This window comes from Paenibacillus sp. MAEPY2 (genome assembly GCF_000499205.1).
Taxonomy (GTDB): domain Bacteria; phylum Bacillota; class Bacilli; order Paenibacillales; family Paenibacillaceae; genus Paenibacillus; species Paenibacillus vandeheii.
This window is the reverse complement of sequence record NZ_AWUK01000038.1, coordinates 82,572-107,002: the sequence shown is the minus strand read 5'-3', so window position 1 is coordinate 107,002 and position 24,431 is coordinate 82,572. Positions and strand designations below refer to the sequence as shown.

The following is a 24,431-nucleotide window of genomic DNA, read 5'->3' as shown; positions in this document are numbered from 1 at the left end:
TTAAATAACGGTTACCTTTGACAAATCGGCATTCATGCCTTTAAGAGCGGCATAGGTCAGTTTATCCATCATTGCGCCATCAAAGCTGATGGTTTTGATGGCACGGTAATACTTCTTGGAGAGGACGGACACAGGGAAAGACACATTTTTGAGGGTCGCGTCCTTAAACGTAACGTTGTTTAGCGCCGATTTGTCAAACTTGACGCCGATGAAGGTTTGCCCGTCAAAACACACCCCTCCCAGATCGGAAGATTTGAACTCCACGCCATCAAAGATACAGTTTTCAAAGATGGTTTTTCTGAGGTCGTTCATGGTCAGTTTAACGTCAGTCAGTTTTACATCTTTGAATTTTGCTCCGTCTAGCCCCGATTTGCTGATATTAGTTCGTACAAGTATGGACTTATGGAAGCTCGCATGCGATAGGTCAAGGGTGGAAAAGTTGCAATCCGTCAGATTGGCCTGGTCAAAAATAGCTTCACGGACATCACTGCTCGCAAATGTGCTACCAGTCAAGTCAGCACCCGTAAAGTCAGAGCCCTGTAACGCACTCGCTTCAAATTTCCCTTTATGCGCGATGACGCCCGCAAAGTCACTCTTCACCAGGTTGCTCGCGCTTAAATTGGTTACCACCTGTCGTTCCAGCGATCGGGAAAGGTTAGCCACCTCTTGTACCGTTTGCTCAATGTCGCCGATGCTTTCAATGGTCATCTCAAACGCGGTTTCATCGTCCTTGCCCTCGGCTTTAAGTTCATGGAACCGCTCCTGCAGATCGGAAAGCAGGTCAGCCTTTAATTCGGTGACACTTTTTACCCCATCGTACGGCGCGAACACGCCGTTCAAATAGTTGTTCAATTTGTCATTCATCACATCAACTCTCCTTATAATAAATTTTCAAGCACACGCTTTGCATACTCCCAGTTGCTTTTGTTGCGGGCATAAGTCATTTTGCCCTTTTCGGTAATCCTAAAATATTTACGCCGTCCGCCCTGAGATTCATCGCCCCAATACCACTCGATATCACCGTCGGCCTCAAGCCGACGTACGCTGGAGTACATCGTGGCTTCTTTTAATTCATACTCTCCACCCGAGCGCTGGCCAATCAGCTTGACAATTTCATAGCCGTACCGGTCAGCTTCGGATAAAAGTCGTAAAATCATTGTGTCGGTATGGCCGCGCAGCAAGTCGGATGTGATTTTGTTATCGCTCATGTAAGCACCTCCACATCTGCATCATACGATACACTACTGTGTCTGTCAAGGTAGTGTTTTAATTACACTACTCTGATGAATGCACTTCTGTGTTTGTCTGTACGGTTTGGACAAGGACATATAGCGTTAAAACTCAAAAAAAGCCGCAACAATGCGGCTTTTTTGAGTGTATACTCTTGTCGACTTATCTCGTGTTGATCAACATTAGACACATCATCTGATCAGCTATGAATATAAGTTAATGTCCATACATTATCTCTATGTTAATTGCTGCGCAATCTCCCAGACATGTCCTGCCGGATCTGTGAAGGCGGCCGTACGTACTCCCCAAGGCCGATCCACCGGACCGTTAAGCAGAGCAACGCCATGTGATTTCAATTCGTTACACACTGCATCCACATCTTCCACTCGGATGGTAAACTGGAAACGAGATCCGGATTCTCGACTTGCGACTGTTCCAGGATGGATCAGACCGTGTGCTTCGGAGATATTCAGGAGATTAATACTCATATTTCCGAAGTTGTATACGGCAGAAACATTGTCTTCATATACAGCGGACATTCCGAATACGTCTTGATAGAATGCCCTCACCTTAGGCAAGTCCTCCACAAACAACGTTATAACATCAACATTCATTGACCCTAATGTCCTCATAGGTATACCCCTTCTCATACATTTTTGTTTACTTTAATACGCTCCTTTAATTACAAAAAACGAGCCCCGAATGGTTCCAGCTAATTTAGATTTCTGTCTGGCAAACTTAAACTTCCCTTCTAACTCCTTTGGTACCTCCATCCCCTCAGAAAGCTTAAAACCAACGGCCCGCTTCTTCGGGTCATCAACCGTATACATGACATTGAGATCAAGACCATTTTCATAAAAGACATAGGAAAATTTAATTGTCCACTTGATGGGTTTATAATAACCTTAAATCATGTCAAAATATGATACTGTTTAGGGGGCCCAATGAAAAAAGTTGAACGGATTAATATCATCATGCGCTATATCAACTTAAACCTCTCCCTTTTCAATTCATTATTGTCAAAAATAACAACAAAGCCGATCAATTTGCTCCACTGATCGGCTTTGTCTAATATCTATTTATACTCTATTTAAGCTCAATGCTCATTTACAGCGCTGTGCAGAATCATAACACTGCTTTAAAACCGCTGTTCTGTTCACTCTTACCAACCACGGTTGGACATACGCTCTTCTGGAGCTAATTTGGAAATTTCAATCCCTTTCATAGGAGCGCCCAAGTTTTTGGATACTTCGGCAATCAGTTTGTAATCCGTATAATGGGTTGTAGCTTCAACGATTGCACGAGCGAATTTCTCAGGGTTATCTGATTTGAAAATACCGGATCCTACAAACACACCGTCTGCTCCCAAATGCATCATTAGTGCTGCGTCTGCCGGAGTAGCTACACCGCCTGCTGCAAAGTTAACGACAGGAAGCTTTCCATTTTCATGAACTTCGCGCAGTAGTTCATAAGCCACGCCCAGGTTTTTGGCTTCAGCGTATAGCTCATCCTTAGACATGTTTTGCACTTTGCGGATTTGGCTGTTAATCAGACGCATATGACGAACGGCCTCAACAATGTTGCCCGTTCCAGGCTCGCCTTTTGTACGAATCATCGAAGCACCTTCGCCAATACGACGAATAGCCTCTCCCAAATCTTTGGCTCCACATACAAATGGTACAGTGAACTCATGCTTATCAATATGGAACACTTCGTCTGCAGGCGTCAGAACTTCACTTTCGTCAAGATAGTCTACCCCTAGAGATTCAAGCACTTTGGCTTCTACGTAATGACCGATACGAGCCTTGGCCATAACCGGAATAGACACAACCTTCATAACCTCTTCAACGATGGTTGGATCTGCCATGCGAGCTACACCGCCGGCTGCGCGAATATCAGAGGGTACCCGCTCAAGAGCCATAACAGCTGTTGCTCCTGATGCTTCAGCAATTTTAGCTTGTTCTGCATTCATGACGTCCATGATGACGCCGCCTTTTTGCATCTCAGCCATTCCTCTTTTTACACGATCTGTACCTGTTTGCATATTTGTATTCCTCCTAATTACTTTTTTGTTTCACTTCAATCTATAATTTAGTATAAAATGAGAATGGACAACTAAAAAGATCCAATATTTTCGGTTTTTATTGTACCACTTCAAACGACCATAGGAGGACCTATGCAATTTCATGTAGCTTACAGTTCATATTTGAACCGACCATATACCAAGATGAAGGCTCTTTATCATGCGATTCGTGATGCTATTCATGAAGGTAATCTCGCATATGGCGAGAAGTTACCCTCTACAAGAGAATTAGCTGCGACGTATCACATTTCCCGAGGAACAGCGAATCAGGTATATGATACGTTGACTGCTCAAGGTTACCTTCATTCAGAGCATGGAAGAGGAACCTTTGTTGCTTATCAGTTGGATTTGAGCAAGGATTCTTCCACAGAAAAAGCTTGTACCCATCACTTATCCGCCTGGGGAAATCGTATTCAGCAGTTTGAACAGCAGACGACTCAAAGAAATGCTCAAACAATTGATACCACAATAGAGAGCGACGCAGTTATAGATTTCAGCAAATATCAGCCTGATTTATCCAAATTCCCTTATGATGAATGGAACAATCGACTGTATGCTGAGATACGGCATCGTGAGCATCACATGAATACAACCTCTGCTTTTGTTAGTTCAACAGGGGAGCCGAAATTGAGAGAAGCGATTGCTGCCTACCTTCGAAGGATGCGGGGCATTCAAGTCGATGCAGGTCATATCGCAGTGACTGCAGGCTCTATGCAAGCTATAGCTCTACTCACTCAATTACTTGCAGATCCCGGGGATCATGTGGTAACGGAAAGTCCTTGTTATGTCGGGATTTCTCAAGCGATTACGGCTGCGGGCGCAAAGTTGATTGAAGCCAATCTCGATGGTCAGGGACTTGTACCCCAAAACTGGGAAGCGCGTATGTTGTTTGTGACGCCCTCAAGACAATTTCCTACTGGCGAAATGCTTAGTCTGGAACGCAGACAAACCTTGCTGGACTGGGCACATCGTCATGATGCTATGATTGTCGAGGATGATTATGATAGTGAATTCCGTTATCGCGGGATGCATGTTGAACCTCTGAAAACACTCGATAAAGGGGGGCGTGTAATCTACCTTGGCAGCTTCACGAAAACCTTACCTCTTGAAGTGCGACTTGGTTATGTGGTCCTTCCTCCGACCTTGGCAGACACCTTTAGAAAGGCACAAGCATTATACGAGCCAAGACCTGTCAATCTGATCGAGCAACGGGCATTAGCTGAATTCATGACAAGCGGTCAATATGAGCGTCATCTGCGCAGAATGAATCGTCTATACAGTCGCAAATTTCATCTTTTACTCACACTTTTGAACCAAAAGCTCTCGACATGGTTTGATTGGGTGGAAAATGAAGCGGGTCTTCACGTGTTTGGCTGGTGGCGAGGTGATGCGTCCACTTATGAAGTCTTTCGCGCATCAGCCAGATCAGAAGGGGTTGTATATTCGGAAGTCAGCAGTTCAACGCCTGACGGTACAAAGTATGGTATATATTTATCATTTGCACATTTGTCAGAAGCTCAGTTGCAGGATGGCGTATCCAAATTAAAACATGCTGTCACAGCTCCATTGTGAGGCGCCTCGCCTCTCTCGTCTCTCTAAACTGAACATTAGCTAATGTACACACCGAACGCATATTTTGCCAGCAAAGGTGTGGACTAAGGACTTCTTAATAAAATCAAAGACCACGTTACCCTTTGGCAAGGAAACAACGTGGTCTTTGGATCGTTACCTATTCCTTAGCTATACTGCAGTCTGTCCTTGTACCAGACGTCTGGAATCATATCACGCTCCAGTTCCAACAATTCATGAATGATCTTGTCCGCGTCACTGATGGAATTCACAAGCGGATCGGTGAGCATCGCCCTTCTCAGCTTCTCGTAGCTCTGTTCCATAACAGCTTCGACCGTAAGCTCATGCGTATCCAATACAAGTTCTTGCATACCTCTTATTCCGCGCGGCATCTCGCCTACATGAATTGGCTTCACTCCATCCATGTCCACGTCGCACAGCAGCTCCAGGAACGAATCGGAATTCATATTGGTTACGGCACCTTGATTCAGCGTATTGATGAAAAACTTCTTCCCCAAATTCCCTACCATGTTCTCTATGATATCAGTCGCATGATCCGGGCCAAAGGTGCGCATGTAATCAGCAATCGGGACAATTCCGTCAAGAAAGTCATCCACTTGACGCCACATTTCGTCGTGACGCTGGTACCTGTCTTCTGTCTCCCAGATGGATAGTGGCGGGATCGGGTCTGTAGTCTTGCCGAGACCTTGCCAATACCGAACGTATTCCTTCGTATGCGCCGTACAAGTGGGAATGATTCCGAAAATGTCATACAGTTCATAGGTAATGGCATCGTTAAAAATAGCTTTTGCACCGCGATCACCGCCGTTGTTCTCATCACCAGCCATTTTGCGCATGGCTTCCGCGATTAGGGGCATCACATTTTCCCCTTCGTAATCCGCTTTGAGCAGCCAAGTGAAATGATTGACGCCAGCGATACGGAAATCAAATTTCCGGTCGATCTCATGGGTGAACTCACCTGTCTCTTGAATGATGCCGGCTCGTACAGCGTAATAGGCTTTCTTATGCGGCATATGATGACTATCGCACAGCGCAAACGATTTTAGCTTCGGTGCATAGCGATGTAACGCGATGCCATGAACGGTAGACGGGTTAATATAATTAATCACCCAGGCATCAGGGCATAGCTCTTCAATGTCTCTGGCACATTCCATAATAACCGGGAGCTCTCTCATGGCCCGAAAGATCCCACCCGGGCCAATTGTATCGCCGGAGCACATGCGAATGCCATACTTTAGAGAGACTTGGCAGTCCATTCCCCGGTATTTGACTGATTGTTCTGCAAAGCTAAGCACAACGAAGTCAGCTCCCGGAAGCACTTGTCTTCGGTCCACCGAGCCCTCAATCTTTAAGGATACGTTGTTCTCCCGCGCGACCATCTCTGCCAGTGCTACCATTTTCGAGAGCCGCTCTTCGTCCGTATCCACTAAAGCCAAAGTTCCCTGGTTCAAGTATGGTGAGTGAACCATCTGCCAGATGGATTGGCGACCGAAAAACAGGCTGCCCGCTCCAATAACGACTACCTTTGGGTGCTGTATGTTTGTACCATTCATTACAAACCCCTCCTCTTAACGATATAAGTTCATTATAGGTGAGTGGCCTGAGATCGGAATGTGTGATAGTTTTCAAAACATGTCATATGGTACGATCATTAATAAGAGATAAACTCTTGATTATATTGGTGTAAAATCGAAGGATGTCACAAAGTGGAGAGGAATGAGTTGAAATCATATGCATGCTGGGACCGTGAATATGAGTATAATCGACGAACTTTCGGAGTATATCACACTTCGCATGAGCTCTTATTTGGAACAAACTCACGACAGCAATTGGATGGAGCACAAGTCACATTCCGATTATGATCTGTGGTTCATTACAGCAGGCTCCGTCAAGATTACCATCGATGGGATTGAACATATGGCGGCCCCGGGTGACGTCGTGTTTTTTTATCCGGACATGCCCTATATTGCTTCCACAACCGGAGAGCTGTGCCGATTCATATACATGCACTTTGATTTCAGCATCGTTGAGCAAAAGCGAATTCTAGGCGAATTTCAACTGCCAGGCATCGTACCAGGCAACCTGGTTCGGGAGGAATCCACGCTGTTCACCTCGTCCTATCGAAGGTTCAAGCAGCAGGACAGCGGCGCTTCCGGAAGTCCGCTCTACTTGAAGGCTTCTCTGCTTCTGGTTATTGCAAAAATTTTGGAGCTTCACGGGCAAGGTCTGTATAATGGTGAATTTCTAAAAGGCCGAAAACCGAGGAAAACGGAAGGAAGTCTGGAGGTTCTGCAGAACGTATTCCCATACGTGGATGCGAATCTGCATCGTGTCATCCGAGTTAACGAGCTTGCAGCCATTGCAGGTGTCTCTGAGAAATATTTTATTTCTTTATTCAAGAAAATTCTGGGTATTACGCCGGGACAGTACATCAATCAAATCAAGATGAACCGGGCACGTGACTATCTGTATGAGAAAAAATATACGATCCAGCAGATTGCCGGATTTCTGGGCTATCCCGATCCCTTCACCTTCTCCAAAGCATTCAAAAAATTTTACAACGTGCCTCCTTCCAAATTTGAATAGCGTGTCGTAGACAAACATGGAGGCAACCGGTCTATGCCGGCTGCCTCCACATTTGTTTAGTCATGGGTTATTCACGTTTCAGGTGTATGTCTCTTCAGCGTTCCTCATTAACGTAAAGGGTGCTTCACTCGAATAAATATCATGGAAAAATCCCTTGTACGGTATATCCTCTTCCAGGCATTTAATGAGATACAACAGTTCGTCGTCATCCTCCGGTTCTTCGCCAGTATGCTGCATTTCCTCAAATTGTCCTAGGATATTCTCCAAGAGGGTCACTTGAATAAATAAAGGCAGCTTCTCCATCATCGAATCTTCGATCTTGGTTTCGGAAGTATAACCCGCGAGGGCGGTTTCAAAATAATGATCCATTAACGCTTTGCGTTTACCGGCGTCAGGTTCAAATTGTATCCAGCCCACACCGTGTGTCCATAGATCTGCCAGATCATACATATACCAGCCAAAGCATGAATTATCGAAATCATACACCGTGATTTGACCGGTATCAAAATCGATTGAGTAATTCCCATCGTTATAATCGAAATGAATCATCCCGAATATTTCCTGATTTGTATCCAAACCTTTTAAGGTTTTCAGGAGCTCGACCATCTTCTCCTTAAGCAGAGAGAATGATTCTGGTATCATGTTATCGATATATTCACCCTTGTAATTATCAAAAAAATGATGCCGGCGATGGACGGGAGCATACCCTTTTGATATTTGATGCATTTTCCCCAGGACTTTACCGCAATTATAATAGTGCTCGGTAATTGGAACGCCTTCCCTGTACTGATAATTGTTCTCTGCTAGCATCTTGCCCTTGGCCTTCACAAACAGACAGATGAAGAACGTATGTTCATCAAAAATGATCTCTTCCAGCAGATGCCCCTTTTTCGAACAGATGACGTTCGAGACACTGGCCCCATGCTCGTATAGATATCGGACATATTCCAGTTCGGCAATGTAATCTTCGCGGTTTCTGTCAGGCAAGAATGAAATTCGGAGAATTAGGGATTCACGTCCCTCTTGCTCACAGGTGTAAACGACATTCCGCCCACCCTCATGAGGCGGAATAAGCTGAATGTTGTAACCCTCCAGATGAAACAGCTCGGATACCAATTCCAGTACATGCGTGTTGCTAATGTTAACAGCTTCGTTAAAGTTAATAATGATCTCCTCCAGTAAACATTGATGGGACGGTTTCCCGCACTGCAATGTCCACAAAAGGAATCCCTTTTACGCAAATATCCTTCTGTGAACCTAAAGCACAATCACCTTGTTAGTCATTGAAATTCGCTCCTTTTTGTTCAGATGGTTATATCTTATCCTACAATTCCATATTAATCCAGAGGAGATCACAAAACCGATTTCCCATTGGATAATACACCTTCTATTCCAACAACTGATGAAACCAAGATCAAAATCAAAATACTAAAAAGACGAATTCCGTAAGTTGGAATCCGTCTTCTTTTTGATCATTACTAACCTTGCTTACTCCATTTTCACGGGCAAGATTCCTCCAGCTTCCTTTTTGCCAACCAGCACGTTAATCCCGGCTGTTGTATTGGGCTCCTGCTTGCCATAAACGGCCAGTGCAGAGTGCACGTCCTGCAAATAAATCATCTCGTACGGGTTACCGAGCGATAAAAGCGTGTACCTCTGATTACGACTATTCATCGCATCGATCAAAGTTTGATAAGCGTTCCATCCGAACTGACTTGCCACGTTACGGAACTGATAGGAGGCCAGGATAACGTAATCCGCCTTCGCAACCGCCTCATTCGTTTTGCCTTGTCCGATAACGGAAATCTCCGTCTTTAACGACAGGCTATTTGAGGCTTGCTTCAGTTGCTTCTCGAGCTGCTTCGCCTGTTCTTCCTCAGCTGCGACAATAACCACCCTGTCTCCTTGATGAAGTTGATCTGGTTGCACGCCGTCACGACTGGACAATAATGTGACCGCTCGTTCTGCAATGTTCGTCTCCACCGTGCGATGCTCCTCAGATCCGATGACTGTGTTAAGCTTGGCTAACTTATGTGAAAGACTTTCGCTGCGTTTAAATAAACCATATTTCGATTTCAACTCCAAAATACGCTTCACGGACGCATGCACAGTTTCGATCGGGATCGTCCCACCCTCCACGGCATTCACTAGGGTTTGATGTGCGGCAGCCGAATCTTGCGGCATAAGTACAATATCCACACCTGCCGAGACTGCACGTTCTACCGCTTTATTTTCACCGAAATGCTCCGCAATTGCCTTCATGGTGAACGCATCGGAAATGATGAGACCTTCATATCCCATCTCTTCACGAAGCAGTCCATTCAATACTTTATGGGATAACGTAGCAGGTATCGCCACGCCGCTACCGTCTTTAAGTGAAATGACATGTTCGTTATCTATGGCAGGGAAAGCAATGTGCGCGGTCATGATCATCTCCACACCGTTCTCGATCGCAGCCCGAAATGGTTTTAACTCTACCGAATTCAGCCGCTCAAGGTTATGTGTCAGCACCGGCATTCCGAGATGGGAGTCTACCAACGTGTCCCCATGCCCTGGGAAATGCTTGACCGCCGCGATTACGTTCGATTGTCGTAGTCCTTTTATGGTTGCGAGACCCATCCGCGTTACCAAATCCGCATTCGAGCCGAACGACCGCATACCGATGATCGGATTGTCCGGATTGCTGTTAATGTCGAGCACTGGCGCAAAATTAATGTTGAGTCCAAGTGCTTTCAGCTCCTCCCCCGTCAGTTTTCCAGCCGTTTCGGCCAGCGTTGTGTCCCCGGTTGCACCAAGAGCCATTTGACCCGGCAGATTGGTTCCTCCTGGGATTCGCTGAATAACGCCTCCTTCTTGATCAATGCCAAGAAACATAGGTATGTCCCCTGCTTCTGTTTGCAGAGCGTGCGTGAATGTCGTGACTTGCCTAGTGTCTACAATATTTTTGTCAAAAAGAATAAGTCCGCCCAAATCTTGATCGTGGATGATATCTTTCAGCCCATCATGAACAGTCGTGGTGGCTTTACCATTCCATTGCCTAATATCAGGCATGAGCATTTGGCCGACTTGCTCGCTAACCGTCATATATGAAATTAGCTTATCCCAATCTTGGAACTGTATCGCAGCTTGGCGTTCGAACCGAATCACTCGTGACATAAATACGGCATATTCGGCCCGCGTGACCGTCTGATTCGGACGATAGGTGCCATCCGAATATCCGCCGACCAAACCGTTCGAGCTCATGATGAGAATAGGTGCTGCCGCCCAATGTTTTTCTGTATCTGACCAATGGGCGGATTGTTTGCCTTCCGAAAGTGAGTACGCGCGAGTAAGGAATGCCGCGGTCTCAGCGCGACTAAGCGATTTATCTGGACGGAAGGTGCCACCTGGCAACCCGCTAGCCAGCCCGTTTTTTGCAGCTATAGTTATTTCTCTATAGAAGGGGTGTGTTGTTGGAACATCCGAATATGTCGTACCTTCCACCGGTTTCTCTAACTGTTCTGGATAAAGCTCACGTACCAGAAAAGTGACGGCTTGTGCTCTTGTTACCAAACCTTCGGGCTTAAATTTCCCATTGCCGTATCCTGCGACTGTTCCCCGTTTGGCCATATACTCTATTCCGTTTTCTGCCCACTTTGAATGCTCCAGATCATTAAAACGTTCTTCCGCAGCTGCACTTCCTGCCCATACGAGCAAAGAACCCAGAACGGCACCACATATTGTCATCATTTTTAGTTGCATCTATCTCACTCCTGCTGCTGTTTTATGTAAGATAAATAGACGCTTCCGATATACATTTTGTTGCGTATATACATTTTATTTCCTGTTACCTCCTTATGAACACTTGACTGTTATGGCAGCTTCAAAGATAATTAAGGTTTCACTAAAAATATCCATACAGGTTCATTTTACATTTGGGAGTGAGGTGATCATCATGAATTGGTTGAATGAACTCTATACATCACAGAAGCGTGAGTCGAAAAAGGACCTCGAACGTTCTTTGGTTGATGCCATCTTTCGGGTGTATGACCGCTTTCCACGAATTGGACTTAGAGAGCGAATCGGGCAGCAAGAAATGTCTCTTGATATAGCCGATGCTTATGTCCATGGACGTAACGCCATGATCGAAGCCGGTGTCGGAATCGGCAAGTCTTTTGGGTACCTGATACCAAGCCTGCTCACGAATCAAATGTCCCATCAACCGGTCATTATAGCTACATCCTCCATTCAACTGTCGGAACAGATACATAAAGATTTAAGAGTCATTGGCAGCCGTTTGGGATTCACAACGGTTCGCTCCGTCGTGGGAAAAGGCATGGCCCAGTATGCCTGCCGAAGCAGGGCGGCGGAATTGTTCAGGCCAGATGATCCGAACTCCTCATTGTCTACCCTTGCCCGGCGCGTTTTAGCTTTTGAGATTGATGAACGAGCGGATATTAAAGGTGGAATTCGCGATGCCGAGTGGTCCAATGTATCCGTGAATGATTGCCAATATGAACGTTGTCATCATAAAAATGGCTGCTTGTTTTACAATATGAGAGCCAAATTGAACGCAAAGGCTCACGAGATTGATTTTATTATCGTGAACCAGGACCTGCTCATACGAGATTTGATGAAGAAAAAAGAAGGAACCAGAAGCATCATCTCGGAACAGCCTGCTCTGATCGTTATTGATGAAGCGCATAATCTGGAAGCAAAAGTTCGAGATGCCAGAACGCTCGAGTTTACTTATCGGGGAGTCTGCCGTACTCTCGATACCACTGTGCAGCTTCTCACGAAGCAGTCCGGGGATAAAAGTCTCTTTTCACAATCCAAGTTCATAAAAAACTGCGCCCAGCTTATCTTTAAACAGATAAACGCGGACCTGCTCCACCATGCCAAACAGGATAGCGACCGTATAAAATTATCAGAGATCAACGGTATACCGTTAAACCAGGTCTCGAACGATTTGAAAGATCTCAGTCTTCGCCTTTCCATTTTGACCTCCCGCCACGAGCGGGAGATTGATGACGCTTTTGAAGCCATAAACGGGCTTATTACCCTCATAAATGTTTTGGCGGAAATAGAGGACAACTATCTCATATGGGCAAGCAGTCCTCTTGGAGCAGCCATGATCAGTATTTGTCCCAAAGATATAAGCCACTTTCTGAAGTACGCTTTATTTAATGGCAAGGCGCCTGTTATCCTAACGTCGGCAACACTGTGCCAAGGCGGGGAAACGCTGGAGGAACAGTACTCTTATATGACGCAGTCCCTTGGTTATAAGGGTGATTTTTTGGATCGCAAATCCTCCCCTTTTGACTACACCAACCATGCCATGATGTACATCTCGAACAACGTTCCTTATTACCACCATGAACAGCGCGAAAACTATCTTGAAGCAGCCTACAAAGAACTGATTCAACTCTGTAATTTAACACAAGGAAGAACAATCGTCCTTTTTTCAGCAAAGGAGGACATGAAGTACATTCATAAGAAGTTGGTTTCAAGAACTAATGAGTATACCTGGGCTGTCCATGTTCAAAAAGAAGGGTCTTCCCAGGACGGTGTCATCACCGAATTTAGGGAAAGCAAAGGTGTACTCCTAAGTACCGGTGTATTCTGGGAAGGCGTGAATATCGAGGGTCCCGACCTGTCGCAGGTCATTATTTTCCGTCTGCCCTTCCCTGTTCCTTCTGATCCCATTTATGAATATAAGGCATCTGTAACGGAGAATTCGTTTATGGAAGTGTTTGTACCGGACATGCTGCTCCGGTTACGGCAAGGAACCGGTCGTCTGATTCGCAGTGAAACGGACCTTGGCATACTCAGCATACTGGACTCCCGACTTAGCGCAGGGGCAAAAAAGAGTTACCGGGAACAGGTGCTGGAAACATTACCGTTCAAAAAAGTAACAGAGAATTTTTCGGTTTTGGAGAAGTTTGTTCAAAAAAAGGGGATACGACGTACGGATTGATAATGGAACAATCAAATTATAAAACTGTGAACTCACATGAAAAGGCCCTTCCGTCCATAAAGCGGAGGAGCCAATTTCATGCTGCACGCAAGATATAAGCTAGTATATAATCCAAATATATGAATCTCAAAGGAGGCATTTTCATGATTGAAAGACCAACTACAGAGGAGTATGCAGCTTTTTATGAAGGGTACATGCAGCTGGTTCCAGAAGGGAACATCATCGAACTTTTGGAGCAGCAGGCCAATATCGTACAAACGTTGCTTTCTTCATTGACAGAGGAGCAAGCAAATCATCGTTACGCCGAAGGCAAATGGAGCGTGAAGGAGGTCATCGGTCACCTTTTGGATAACGAACGCATCATGAGCAGTCGATTGCTTCGCATCGCCAGAGGCGACAAAGCGAATCATCCCGGCTATGATCAGGACGTGCTAATGCAGAGCCATCCCTTCAATGCGTATACAGTATCCGATTTGAACGAAGAATATGCCGTTACACGCCGCTCAACCATACTTATGCTCCGTCGCCTCACGCCGGAAGCTTGGCTCTGCAGAGGGATCGTTAGTGATAATCCTGCTTCCGCTAGATCGATAGCCTGTATTATGGTTGGACATGAGCTCCACCATCTGTCAGTACTTCGCGATCGTTATTCGCTGGATGTGAACTTATAATCACAACTAAATAATAGTTCTGGCCTCTTCTACAATTTGATTAATGATATCGCCTGCAGAGTGGTTATCTGTTAACATTCTCGTTCCCTGCCCTGCCCAAAGGGCCATATACTCTGAATTATTTTGGTGAGCAGAAGCATTTCTGATCTCTCGAGTTAATGTATTTTGGGTAGGGAAGGGTAGCGGTTTAGTACGGGATGCTTCCCAATGTTGTATAAAATCGTTCTTTATACCACGCGCTGGCCGTCCAGAAAATGCATTTGTTATTACGGTACTTTCCTCTGTGCTATCAAGTAATGCACGTTTATATACCTCATGTGCGCCAGACTCAGCGGATGTCAAGAAACGGGTCCCCATCTGTACACCTTGTGCTCCCAAAGCAAGTGAAGCCACCAGCCCTCGGCCATCCATAATTCCACCCGCAGCAACGACTGGAATATGGACCTGATCTACAATTTGTGGAACAAGTGCCATGGTTCCGATGTTCGCTCCGCCCGGCTGAGATGACACATCAAAAGTTCCTCGATGTCCTCCTGCTTCACTACCTTGTGCAACAATGACGTCACATCCGCGCTTCTCCGCTTGAATAGCTTCCTCTACCGTGGTGACCTTACTCATGATTTTGATCCCTAACGATTTTGCCCTCTGCATATGATGCTCAGAAAGCAATCCAAACGTTGTACTAATAATCGGAACTTTTTCGTCCAACAAGATACCGAACTGTTCCTCAAAATGATTAGGTGAATGGATTTCATCTTTAGTCCGCTGCTTCACACCTAAGGACTCTCGAATCGAGGTCAGTTCTTCGTTTACTGCATCAAAATTCGTATATTGATCTGGTCCAACATAAGCAAAAATATTTACGGCAAACGGTGCTTGAGTCCGTTTTTTAATCTCGTGTATGGCATCTCTTAGCTCTTCAGGGCTCATATACGCAGCGCCTAGCGTTCCTAACCCACCTGCATTGGAAACCGCAGCGACTAAGGGTGCCATGTTGGCGATACCCGCCATGCCCGCAAGAACGATGGGATAACGAATATTGAAGCTTTCACAGAGCTTGCTGTTTAATTGAATAGACATCGATATGTTCTCCTCATTCATTAGATTGGGTTCTTCTTCAGTTTACATCGAGTTTACCCATCATGTATAATCCGTAAATCAGATGCTACATATCACCATTTCAGATAGATCGTAATCCAACTCTATTTGTCTTTTTCAGTCATCGGGTCAAGAACTCCTGCAAATAGAACAAAAAAAGCCGCTATTACAGCGACTTTCAATGGATGAAATCCCCCACATGTGCTTTTTGCTTATTTTAATACTCTTTCTTTATTACGAAAAACGAACCCCGAATGGTTCCAGCTAACTTCGATTTCTGTCTGGCAAACTTGAACTTTTCTTCTAATTCTTTTGGTATCTCCATCCCCTCAGAAAGCTTAAAACCAACAGCCCGCTTCTTCGGGTCATCAACCGTATACATGACATTGAGAGCAAGTCCATCTTCATAAAAGACGTAGGAAAATCGAATGTTTTCCACTTGAAAAGCCGACGTCTCCAAAGGCTTGGCCGCAAACTCAATATCTCGTTCTTCCTTCAATATTCGGTTTACAAATTCAAGAGTATCCTGACTTTCGCTAGCGGGTACAACCGTGAATTCATGCTTATATTTGTTCATAAAATAACGGGCTTCGTTTGCACGTAAACCAGCCAATGCTTCTGCTACCGGTGAAGACTCTAAACCAACCGTAGACACATTTTTGAAATCAACGCTATACGACATCACGATCTCTCCTTCTCGTTATTTCCTAACTACAGGAATCCACATTTCACCAAACAGCAAGCCGTTTCGCTGCCCCATCTCAACCGTTGTATTTGGCCCACCTACATAAGCGTAATTCTTTTCTTGTGGCAGAACTTGCCCAAAAGCAACGCCAGTAAGGTTATTACTCAACTCTTCAGCCGTTGTCCCTTCCCCCTTAATCACCAGATATTCACCCTTAGGGAATTGGATTACTCTAGTTGCTTCTGGCAATGTTGCTTCGGTCATGACGCCAGCATAATACATCATTTTGTTATTCACCGCTTCGTTCACAGCAAAAATGTAGTCATTTGTAGCTACAGCTTTTAAAGCATCCAGACTTCCATCTTGTTTCACAGCCGACCAAAAATCCGCTTTTTCTTTGTTAATGCCAGCAAAATCTGTGTAGTGGCTCTTAAGCTCAGTTCCAATACCCAAAACGATAAAGCTGTCTTTTTCTTCAAATTGATAATTACTCATCATGAACACCGTCCTCTTTAAATTTATCAGTGGTTTGTCTATTCACTTGATGGGTTTATAATAACCTTAAATCATGTCAAATTATGATACTGTTTAGGGAGGCCCGATGAAAAAAGTTGAACGGATTAATATCATCATGAGGTATATCAACAACCGCGCTCACTTTACCATTTCTGAAATCATGCGGGAATTTAACATCTCACGTTCGACCGCAATTCGTGATATCAGGGAAATTGAAGCCATGGGCATGCCACTTGTCGCTGAAGTTGGGAGGGATGGGGGTTATTTTGTCATGAACAACTCTGTCCTTCCCACGGTCCGCTTTACCGATAATGAGATCAAAGCTCTGTTTATTGCCTTTATGGCCACCAGAAATCAACAACTTCCTTATCTGAAGAGTCGTCAGTCTTTAACAGAAAAATTACTGGGTCTCATCTCCGAAAATCAGCAAGACGACCTGGTTCTTTTAAATCAAATATTATTATTTGAAGGAACCAACCCTCATAATCCCGACTTGCTTGATCTATCAGACCTGCCTCATCCAATGTTGGAAAAACTCATTCAGATTCTTCTTATAGAGGGCTATTTATTGGTTACCGTCAAAGAAGACAGGGAAATAAAGTCTTATCCCATATATCTCTTGCACCTTTATCGTGAAAAAAGTCTTTGGCTCATTGAAGGCTTTGACTTAGATGCAGAAAAGAGGCGGATTTTATCTGTTGACAATCTCATCCATGTAGAACCATTCCCCCCGAAGAAAAGGGTCAGTAAGAAAAAGATTTTAGAACAACTAAGCAAGCAGGAAGAGGTTATCAATCTTGTCCTTGAGCTTGGTCCAAAGGCGATTGCCCAGTTCAAGAAATACCACCCTTTAAAGTTTACTCTTTCATATACGAATCCTTACCAAACCACAGCTGTTATAAAGGCGTTTATTAATGTTCATCATCCAGAAGAATTAACCGAAATAATTAATTGGTTGCTTTTCCTGGGAGGAGATATCAAGGTCAAGGAGTTGCCTGAAGAAGTGTTCGCAGGTGTACAAGAGAGATTTAGCTTATTTTGCCCTTAAGTAGTGGATAGTTAAACCAAATAACTTTGAACTTAATCGTGCTTTTATTATCTGCTGTTTCTACTGGGATCTACTATGGGACATTATCCCAATTGACTAAGCTTTAAGGAAACGTTTAGCGATAAAAAAAACGCATTGAGGAATTATTCTCCTCAACACGTTTTCTGGCGATCTTCAACTCGCTTATATCATCTGTTATTGTTAAGCTCTTCAAAGAACTTAATATTAGTCTCGAAATCAGGCACGGTTTGAGATTCTTCAGCTTGTTTGACTAATCTTACTACCATATCATTATAAGGTGTTGAGATCTGTTTGCCTGAAGCTGACCGTGGAACTACTCCATTGATATAATCAATTTCGGTCTTCCGTTGCTTTTCGAGATCCTGTAGCATACTTGCTTTTAACAGTCGGGAGGACTCCATGAGAACCCGAAGTGTGTCAATGCGTTTCGGGATATCCTTATCACTTTGTATTTCCAAAGATTCAATATCAAAGCTACTCATCGTGGCAAATTTCACACCATTTGCGTGTCCAACTTTGATCGTTTCATCGGCAATACGAACGGCACTTACAATACTAATATCATGATCAAGCACAACGCCATACTCCACGTTTAGTGCTGCAGATAAGCCGCTAAATGCATTGTTAATAAGCAATTTAGACCACTTCGTGCCCACCAGATTATCGGAAATATGTGTTCCACCCACAAGGTCAAGTATAGATTTGATCTTTTGAATTCTTTCGGTTGTTTCACCATTTAATTCGCCAATTTGAAAAGCGTACTGTTTAAAGCGATTGAACTCTGTTGTAAGTCTTGATACTCCCGGTTCAATAAACGTAGCACCAAATTCAACAGATCCGGCAATTACCCGTTCTAGGCCAACAATGGAAGCCACCTTCTCTTCTGGGATACCGTTTTGCAAGGAAAGCACAACACTTTGGTCATCTAAATACGGCAACAGGTCTTTTAGAACGGACTCGTTATATAGCTGTTTAGTTAAAAGCAAGACTAAATCATATGTTCCTGACATGTCGTCAGGAGTAATGGCCTTCACCTTTGCTTGAAAATCCGTAGTTCCAGTAATTTGGGCCCCTGTCTGGTTTAATGCGTCAACATGTGCTTGATAGACATCGATCAACTCTACATCTTTTCCGCCGGCAGCAATATATGCACCAGCGATGGTTCCTAAGGAACCTGCTCCTAAAATTGCAATTCTCATATGGAATTCCCCTACCTTTTCTTTTTGATTGCTTTTAATGACGTTTATTTTTCATCAGCTAAATAATCATATATAACTGTTGGAGAAGGCAGCGAAAGCTCTGTTATGATATGGGAAGCCGAAACAACCTCAAGTACAGGCAAATCTGCCATCGGCGCAAGTGCATGAGCGAATAGCTCCAGTCTTGCAGGGCCTGACCAGGCACCCTTTATTTTAATATCCGTAATTTGGCTCCGGACCAATTCACAGATTCTTGGATATCCGTCATAACTAGGCATCTTTTTCAGCATATAATTTGGTTTAACAATCTCTTGTAGCGCCTCCGAATGATCAAGCGGAAAATGCTTGTATCCCATGGTAGCGGTAGCCACTCTCAAAGAGCCATAATCCATAAGTCCAACCAAAGTGTCGGAGTCTACATACAAACTAGGTTTGCCCATTTTTTTAGGATAGGCACCTATTTCCCTACCTGATGCGATTGCCGGAAAACTGTCTACGTACATTGCGTGGAGATAATCTCCTTCCTCTCCTTCATAGTTAACAGGTATTACCTGACCACACTCTGTATAGGAACCCAGCCCTGTTACATCTGGCATTTTCATAATCTCAAACCTTACAAGCGGAGAGGTAACCTCCAATGGTTCCGGAACGATTTTTCTGATGCTTTCCAGATCAGTCCTATATAAAATGTTCAGATATTCACGATTATAAAAACGATATGGCCCCAAAGGATATGCTCCTGCATCCAGCGGAGTTGTAAATTGCTTAACCACTTCTTCCTTTCTCATCTGAAAGACACCTTCCGATCTCTAGTTTCTTCATTCTGTTGTCTGATTTCTCTATCGAAATGATGATTACAAGACCCATTGTACATCTCAATTTACATTTAATCTAATACATGATAATATATAAACTCATTTATTATAATAAATATAAGAGGTGCGATATAGTGGAGCTGCTTCAGTTGAAATACTTTCAGACCGTCGCTTATACAGAACATATTTCTAAGGCTGCCGAACAATTAAATATTGCTCAGCCTTCTTTAAGCCTGACGATAAAGAGACTTGAGGATGAGTTGGGTACAACCTTATTTGATCGGAAAGGGAGAAATATACAATTGAATGCATCCGGAAAAATCCTCTTGAACCATGTCAACAGGATTTTCACCGAAATTGAAAATGCAAGAATGGAAATTCAGACGAAGGATAAGGAAATTGACCATACCATCAAAATATCGATTTCAAATCCCAGATTCCTATCTGGATTGATCAGCAGGTACATTACCCAGTGGCCGGATTCCAATATACAACAAGGACTTGGAGCTAGAAATGACATCCTTGCAAGCTTAAAAAAAGGGGATATTGATTTGGGGATCGCAGGTCCACCTATAGCGGACGATGAGATTGAAAGTTGTGTCCTTATTAATGAAGATATAGTGCTAGTTTTACCATCCACTCACAAGTTTGCGACAAAATCTGAAATTTCGCTAAGCAATGTGGCCGATGAATCTTTTATTTCCCTTGCTAATAATGAGGAATATAGCTTCTTTACAACCGAGCTTTGTAAAAAAGCAGGATTCACTCCTAAGAATATATTCGAGGTAGATTCTCATTTACTTGCGGAAATTATTAAGGTTAATCAGGGTATCGCATTGCTCCCTATTTCTGTCTGTAGAAAATTGGATTTGATTTACGTCAGAATCGCGGATATTAATCCTACCTATCCAGTGGGACTATCTTGGGTGAAGGATAGACATTTGTCTTCTTCGGCCAGAAATTTCCGTGACTTTATTATTGCATATTTTAATGATCATTATGCATTGTACAAAGTTTGAAAAACTACATATTCAGAGCATTCTGTGACTTTTTGCAACTTGAAATTAGTCATTGGTTTTCATCTAAAGTGCTGTAAAATATCATTTACTGATTGCTCAGGTGACTGCTCCGAACTGTCCAGCCAAAATCCGATTTGAGGTGTTTCTTTCAAAAAGTCTGAATACAAATTCTCTACCGTAAAGCCAGTGTACCCGACCTTTCCTCTTGATTTTTCACGCTCTTTTACTACCTCTACCTTAGGACAGAGCACAACTAACTGAACCCGGTAATCCTTTAACTGGTCCATCATATAGACTAATTCCGCACCATAGTAATTATCCTGCAAAACTACAGAAAAACCATTTTCATAGTAGGTTTTTGCGGCATTTGCGGCTAACTGATAACGCAAATATAATTGACGGACTGCTTCTTCCGACGGTTCAGCGGACATGTCTTCGCGTCCGGATACAATCATGCGACGGAATATATCTCCACGCAGATGCACGGCTTTTTCCAGCTTCGAAGCCAGCAGCTCCGCTACTGTTGACTTTCCAGAAGCCATTACGCCTGTAATTAAGTAGATCGCTTTTTCCATAACTAAGTACCTCCTTCTTTTCATTATTAGAAACAACCCGATACAAAGCCGAAACATGTAACAGAATTAAGTTATAAATTACTAGGCATATTTATTTATCATCGCATTTAGAAACTCTCGAAATTCTTCAACATATGCTTTAGGTTCTATGATTTCCAAGTCCGTTCCGAAACTAGCTAAAAACCGGAATCCAAAGTCGTTTTGCGGCATATCTATTTCGGCTATTAGGAGTTCAGAATTATAGGCTTCAATCCTTTTTTGACCATATCTTTCAATAAATTGATCTTTTATCCGATGTGAGATCAATACTTTAATTGTAATTAGTTTCGGTTGATAATATTGCTCTGATTTCTGTTCAGTCATATAATCTCTAGCAACAAATGTTTTAATATCGATATTCAGATTATCCGTTCTGGACAATTTAAAAGTTCGATATTCCATTCGATCTAAACAAAACCCCTTCAAATACCAACTCATTTCACTAAAATGAAGCTGGTATGGCTCGACCCGTCTCTGCGACTTGACTCCACTTTGATCTATATAATCGAATGTAAGTAACCTTCCTTGCTCTATTGCTTCCTGACAAGTCTTTAAGATTTGCACAATTTCAGGACGACCATCCCAATTGTAAAAAGACAGTTGAATTGTACCTCCCGAAGTCGTTGAACCTATCATCGATTCAATCTTTTTAAGCGTTGATTCTACTTCGTCGCTAAATAGAATTTTTCCTAATCCACCGAGTGCAGTTAGTATATTTTCTAAGTCTTTGCTACTTAAAAGTCGTTTGTCTATTTTGTATTCATTCATAATCCCGTATCCGCCGTTCACTCCATTAATAGAATAAATGGGAATGTTTGATAATCCGAGTGTTTCCATATCACGCAGAATCGTTCTTTTTGACACATTGAATAATTTGGCGAATTCGGTGGCTGAAACCACATTTTTTTGCAGCAAGATCATTATGATAGATATTAATCTTTCAATCTTATTCATAGTACTCCTTTTAGTTAAAAAAAATTTGAACAAAGCTATAATAGGTGACAATGTAGATGTCACCTATTATAGCTTACACTTCAAGTATTACAAAGAGGAGGTTTTATCATGTCAGTTATCTCATATTTAAACTTTGATGGGAACACAGAGCAGGTTATCGCGTTTTATTCAGAAGCTTTAAACGCAAGTGAAGTAAAAAAAGTGAAATTCAAGGATTTTTCACAAGATCCGGACTACCCTTTGCCAGAAAATGAGTTAAACATGATTATGGAGTCATCGTTAGAATTCGCTGGAGGAAAAATAATGATGTCAGATATACTTCCTTCGATGAAGAACGTAACGGGGGAGTTGGTTAAAGGTAACAATGTAATCATTAGCATTATTATTGATGATAAACAGGCAATGGGCAATTACTTTTCTAATTTGTCTGTAGGTGGCTATGTCATCATGCCTTTATCAGAAATGCCTTGGTCTTCCTGCTTCGGAATGTTGGTCGATAAATTTGGTATCGTTTGGAAATTTAATAGCGACGCTGATACATTCCTGGATAGAGTGATTTCTAACCAACAGTAATTCAAATCGAAGCCCACGTGCTGCTCAAGTTGGAGCATTACGTGGGCTTTTTGCCATCTTAATTTGATCCAAACAGTTAGACGATCTTCTCCAGTATCTTTTGAATCAGCATAAAGTTAGTTCCCTATTCCTGAACGTTCATCTTCTCGTTGGTTTCACCTTACTCACCCAGGCTGTTCCAGAACGACTGGAAGGCACCTTTCTCCATTTCGAAGAACACCGGTACATTGCCGTAGCGAACCAGACCTTCGCCGAACAGAACCAGTTGGACCTGCGTCTTATCTTCAAGCGTCAGGTAGATGATTTTGCGATCTTCCTGCCCGTAAAGGTGCTCCTCCAGTTCCGGGCTCGTCGCTATCGGTTTTGCCGCATATAGCGCTGAAATAAAGCTTTTTAGCGATTTGTCCGATGCGAGCGACTGCAGCTGCTGTAAGCCGTTGTTCCAGCTGGCGAAGGTCTCCCACTGCGCCGAAGCGACGTTGCCTTCGAGATGAAGCTTGCCGATCAGGTCTTCGCCGCTGCCGATAGTGATGCCGTTGCTCTGGTCAAACAGTTGGGCATACCCCTGACCATCGATCTCGGTGTAGGACATGATGCGGAAATTCGTGTCGTAGCCGTTGACCGCATAGATGTCCGCTTCTCCAATGTTGGAGGCCAGCTCCGTGTACTCATCTTGGTCGCTCAGCTCATGGATGCCGCCTGTTGTAGTGCCTAACTTCTGTCCGCGCAAAGCAAGCGCATCCGGACCGTCAAGCGAAGTAGCGGACTGTGTGTAGACATTGCCTTGATAGACCACCAGTTGAAGCATATCGGCCTTAACGCCATTACTCTTCGAATCTGGAAGCTCCATCTTCGGAATCACCACCGGGTCGAATAACGCGCCCGGAGTGACCTGTGCCACCTGTGTCACTGGCGCGGCCGGTCCGCTCACTTGCTGCCATATGCTTGGCGCCGCAAGTCCAATACTGGCAGCGATGACGACGCTTGCTGCAATATAAAAAGGTTTTCGCTGGCGTTTTTGCTCATGACGTTGTGTGTTCAAAGTCTGCTCTATCCTTTTTTTCATTTGGTCGTTTGTTTTCATCTGATCCACCGCTTTCTTATAGTTTCGTTTGAATTGTTCCTCGTTCATTGGGGTTCTTCTCCTTCTAGTTCCAGTTTTAACAGCTGTCTTCCCCGCTTCAATCGCATCTTCACCGCAGACTCGCTGATCTGCAGGATCTCGCCGATTTCCCGGATCGGATAATCTTCGTAATAGTACAAATGAACCACCGATCTATACTTGACGGGCAGTGACAGTACGAGTTCGATCAGCGCCTGATCTTCGGGGTCGTCTGTCGTATGGGAATCTGCTCCCTCCAACTTGACCTCCCGTTTGCGCCAGCCTCTGCCTAATAAGGATTTACAATGATTGGTGATGACCCGGATCAACCATGCTTTCTGATGTTCTGCATCGTTGAACGTAGGGGCTTTTTCCATTAACTTGATGAAGGTATCCTGAGTGGCTTCCTCCGCGTCCTCTCGCCTGCCGAGGTGCACCATGGCAATCCGGAACAGCGTATCCGCGTAAGTCTCATAGACTTTCATCACATGATCTCCCCGTTGGGGCACTAATCGCTGCATGGTTGTTCTGCCCTCCTTTATATCTCTAACACTCTCAAGGACGGCATTTGGTCACATTTTGTTGTAAATTTAAATCTAGACAGACAAAAAGCCGTCATTATGACGGCTTACAAGTTTTAACGCATCTATGGTAGTTACAGCAATAACAGA

General features: G+C 43.8%; 23 protein-coding genes and 1 pseudogene. 7 read left to right on the top strand and 17 right to left on the bottom strand.

The features are described 5' to 3' along the window. From P364_RS0127640 to pdxS, 5 genes and pseudogenes are all read right to left on the bottom strand, one after another. Positions 1-864, bottom strand: coding sequence for a pentapeptide repeat-containing protein (locus tag P364_RS0127640; RefSeq protein WP_024633269.1), 864 nt, complete (start codon positions 862-864; stop codon positions 1-3). A gap of 14 nt (positions 865-878) precedes the next feature. Then, positions 879-1,208 carry a PadR family transcriptional regulator gene (locus P364_RS0127635; RefSeq protein WP_024633268.1) on the bottom strand — a complete coding sequence of 110 codons (330 nt, stop codon included), beginning with the start codon at positions 1,206-1,208 and terminating at the stop codon, positions 879-881. A 258-nt stretch (positions 1,209-1,466) separates the two neighbouring features. Continuing rightward, on the bottom strand, positions 1,467-1,862 hold the full coding sequence (locus P364_RS0127630) for a VOC family protein (protein WP_024633267.1): 396 nt from the start codon (positions 1,860-1,862) through the stop codon (positions 1,467-1,469). 33 nt (positions 1,863-1,895) lie between these two features. Next, positions 1,896-2,108: pseudogene (locus tag P364_RS38310) on the bottom strand (phage tail protein); the annotation flags it as partial. 284 nt (positions 2,109-2,392) lie between these two features. Beyond that, positions 2,393-3,274, bottom strand: a complete 882-nt coding sequence (pdxS, locus tag P364_RS0127625; protein ID WP_024633266.1) for a pyridoxal 5'-phosphate synthase lyase subunit PdxS — start codon at positions 3,272-3,274, stop codon at positions 2,393-2,395. A gap of 132 nt (positions 3,275-3,406) precedes the next feature. Between pdxS and pdxR the strand changes: the two genes are divergently transcribed. Then, the gene (pdxR, locus tag P364_RS0127620; RefSeq protein WP_024633265.1) at positions 3,407-4,885 is read left to right on the top strand and encodes a MocR-like pyridoxine biosynthesis transcription factor PdxR; all 1,479 of its coding nucleotides are present in this window, start codon (positions 3,407-3,409) and stop codon (positions 4,883-4,885) included. A 164-nt stretch (positions 4,886-5,049) separates the two neighbouring features. Here pdxR and P364_RS0127615 read toward each other — a convergent pair whose 3' ends face one another. Then, entirely contained in the window at positions 5,050-6,456 is a 1,407-nt protein-coding gene (locus tag P364_RS0127615) for a family 4 glycosyl hydrolase (RefSeq protein WP_024633264.1), read from the bottom strand. A gap of 178 nt (positions 6,457-6,634) precedes the next feature. Between P364_RS0127615 and P364_RS0127610 the strand changes: the two genes are divergently transcribed. Continuing rightward, positions 6,635-7,489: an AraC family transcriptional regulator gene (locus P364_RS0127610; RefSeq protein WP_024633263.1), complete on the top strand. Its 855-nt coding sequence runs from the start codon at positions 6,635-6,637 to the stop codon at positions 7,487-7,489. A 78-nt stretch (positions 7,490-7,567) separates the two neighbouring features. On the opposite strand, the gene P364_RS0127605 is transcribed toward P364_RS0127610, so the two are convergent. Continuing rightward, on the bottom strand, positions 7,568-8,710 hold the full coding sequence (locus P364_RS0127605) for a phosphotransferase enzyme family protein (protein ID WP_236642116.1): 1,143 nt from the start codon (positions 8,708-8,710) through the stop codon (positions 7,568-7,570). A gap of 267 nt (positions 8,711-8,977) precedes the next feature. Further along, complete coding sequence (locus P364_RS0127600; protein WP_024633261.1) at positions 8,978-11,230, bottom strand: glycoside hydrolase family 3 N-terminal domain-containing protein; 2,253 nt, start codon at positions 11,228-11,230, stop codon at positions 8,978-8,980. Positions 11,231-11,423: 193 nt separating this feature from the next. Between P364_RS0127600 and P364_RS0127595 the strand changes: the two genes are divergently transcribed. Beyond that, entirely contained in the window at positions 11,424-13,445 is a 2,022-nt protein-coding gene (locus P364_RS0127595; RefSeq protein ID WP_024633260.1) for an ATP-dependent DNA helicase, read from the top strand. 143 nt (positions 13,446-13,588) lie between these two features. Beyond that, a complete protein-coding gene (locus P364_RS0127590; RefSeq protein WP_024633259.1) occupies positions 13,589-14,116 on the top strand; it encodes a DinB family protein in 528 nt (175 codons plus the stop codon). A gap of 6 nt (positions 14,117-14,122) precedes the next feature. Here P364_RS0127590 and P364_RS0127585 read toward each other — a convergent pair whose 3' ends face one another. The 3 genes from P364_RS0127585 to P364_RS0127575 form a co-directional block, all read right to left on the bottom strand. Beyond that, complete coding sequence (locus P364_RS0127585; RefSeq protein ID WP_024633258.1) at positions 14,123-15,196, bottom strand: NAD(P)H-dependent flavin oxidoreductase; 1,074 nt, start codon at positions 15,194-15,196, stop codon at positions 14,123-14,125. Between the two features lie 235 nt (positions 15,197-15,431). Then, complete coding sequence (locus P364_RS0127580; protein WP_024633257.1) at positions 15,432-15,896, bottom strand: hypothetical protein; 465 nt, start codon at positions 15,894-15,896, stop codon at positions 15,432-15,434. An 18-nt stretch (positions 15,897-15,914) separates the two neighbouring features. Then, the gene (locus tag P364_RS0127575; protein ID WP_024633256.1) at positions 15,915-16,394 is read right to left on the bottom strand and encodes a GyrI-like domain-containing protein; all 480 of its coding nucleotides are present in this window, start codon (positions 16,392-16,394) and stop codon (positions 15,915-15,917) included. A 106-nt stretch (positions 16,395-16,500) separates the two neighbouring features. Between P364_RS0127575 and P364_RS0127570 the strand changes: the two genes are divergently transcribed. After that, a complete protein-coding gene (locus P364_RS0127570; RefSeq protein WP_024633255.1) occupies positions 16,501-17,463 on the top strand; it encodes a helix-turn-helix transcriptional regulator in 963 nt (320 codons plus the stop codon). Between the two features lie 188 nt (positions 17,464-17,651). Here the strand turns inward: P364_RS0127570 and P364_RS0127565 are convergent, their stop codons facing one another. Continuing rightward, positions 17,652-18,683 (bottom strand): ketopantoate reductase family protein, encoded by a 1,032-nt coding sequence (locus P364_RS0127565; RefSeq protein WP_024633254.1) that lies wholly within the window; start codon positions 18,681-18,683, stop codon positions 17,652-17,654. Between the two features lie 44 nt (positions 18,684-18,727). Then, on the bottom strand, positions 18,728-19,471 hold the full coding sequence (locus P364_RS0127560; protein WP_024633253.1) for an acetoacetate decarboxylase: 744 nt from the start codon (positions 19,469-19,471) through the stop codon (positions 18,728-18,730). Between the two features lie 161 nt (positions 19,472-19,632). Between P364_RS0127560 and P364_RS0127555 the strand changes: the two genes are divergently transcribed. After that, positions 19,633-20,517: a LysR family transcriptional regulator gene (locus P364_RS0127555; RefSeq protein WP_024633252.1), complete on the top strand. Its 885-nt coding sequence runs from the start codon at positions 19,633-19,635 to the stop codon at positions 20,515-20,517. Positions 20,518-20,576: 59 nt separating this feature from the next. On the opposite strand, the gene P364_RS0127550 is transcribed toward P364_RS0127555, so the two are convergent. After that, entirely contained in the window at positions 20,577-21,092 is a 516-nt protein-coding gene (locus P364_RS0127550) for an AAA family ATPase (protein WP_024633251.1), read from the bottom strand. 81 nt (positions 21,093-21,173) lie between these two features. After that, a complete protein-coding gene (locus P364_RS0127545; protein WP_024633250.1) occupies positions 21,174-22,085 on the bottom strand; it encodes a helix-turn-helix transcriptional regulator in 912 nt (303 codons plus the stop codon). Positions 22,086-22,193: 108 nt separating this feature from the next. Between P364_RS0127545 and P364_RS0127540 the strand changes: the two genes are divergently transcribed. Then, a complete protein-coding gene (locus tag P364_RS0127540) occupies positions 22,194-22,658 on the top strand; it encodes a VOC family protein (RefSeq protein WP_024633249.1) in 465 nt (154 codons plus the stop codon). A gap of 160 nt (positions 22,659-22,818) precedes the next feature. On the opposite strand, the gene P364_RS0127535 is transcribed toward P364_RS0127540, so the two are convergent. Then, positions 22,819-23,790 carry a hypothetical protein gene (locus P364_RS0127535; protein ID WP_024633248.1) on the bottom strand — a complete coding sequence of 324 codons (972 nt, stop codon included), beginning with the start codon at positions 23,788-23,790 and terminating at the stop codon, positions 22,819-22,821. Continuing rightward, entirely contained in the window at positions 23,787-24,281 is a 495-nt protein-coding gene (locus P364_RS0127530; RefSeq protein WP_024633247.1) for an RNA polymerase sigma factor, read from the bottom strand. Before P364_RS0127530 ends, P364_RS0127535 begins: the two co-directional genes overlap by 4 nt. Positions 24,282-24,431: the final 150 nt, after the last annotated feature.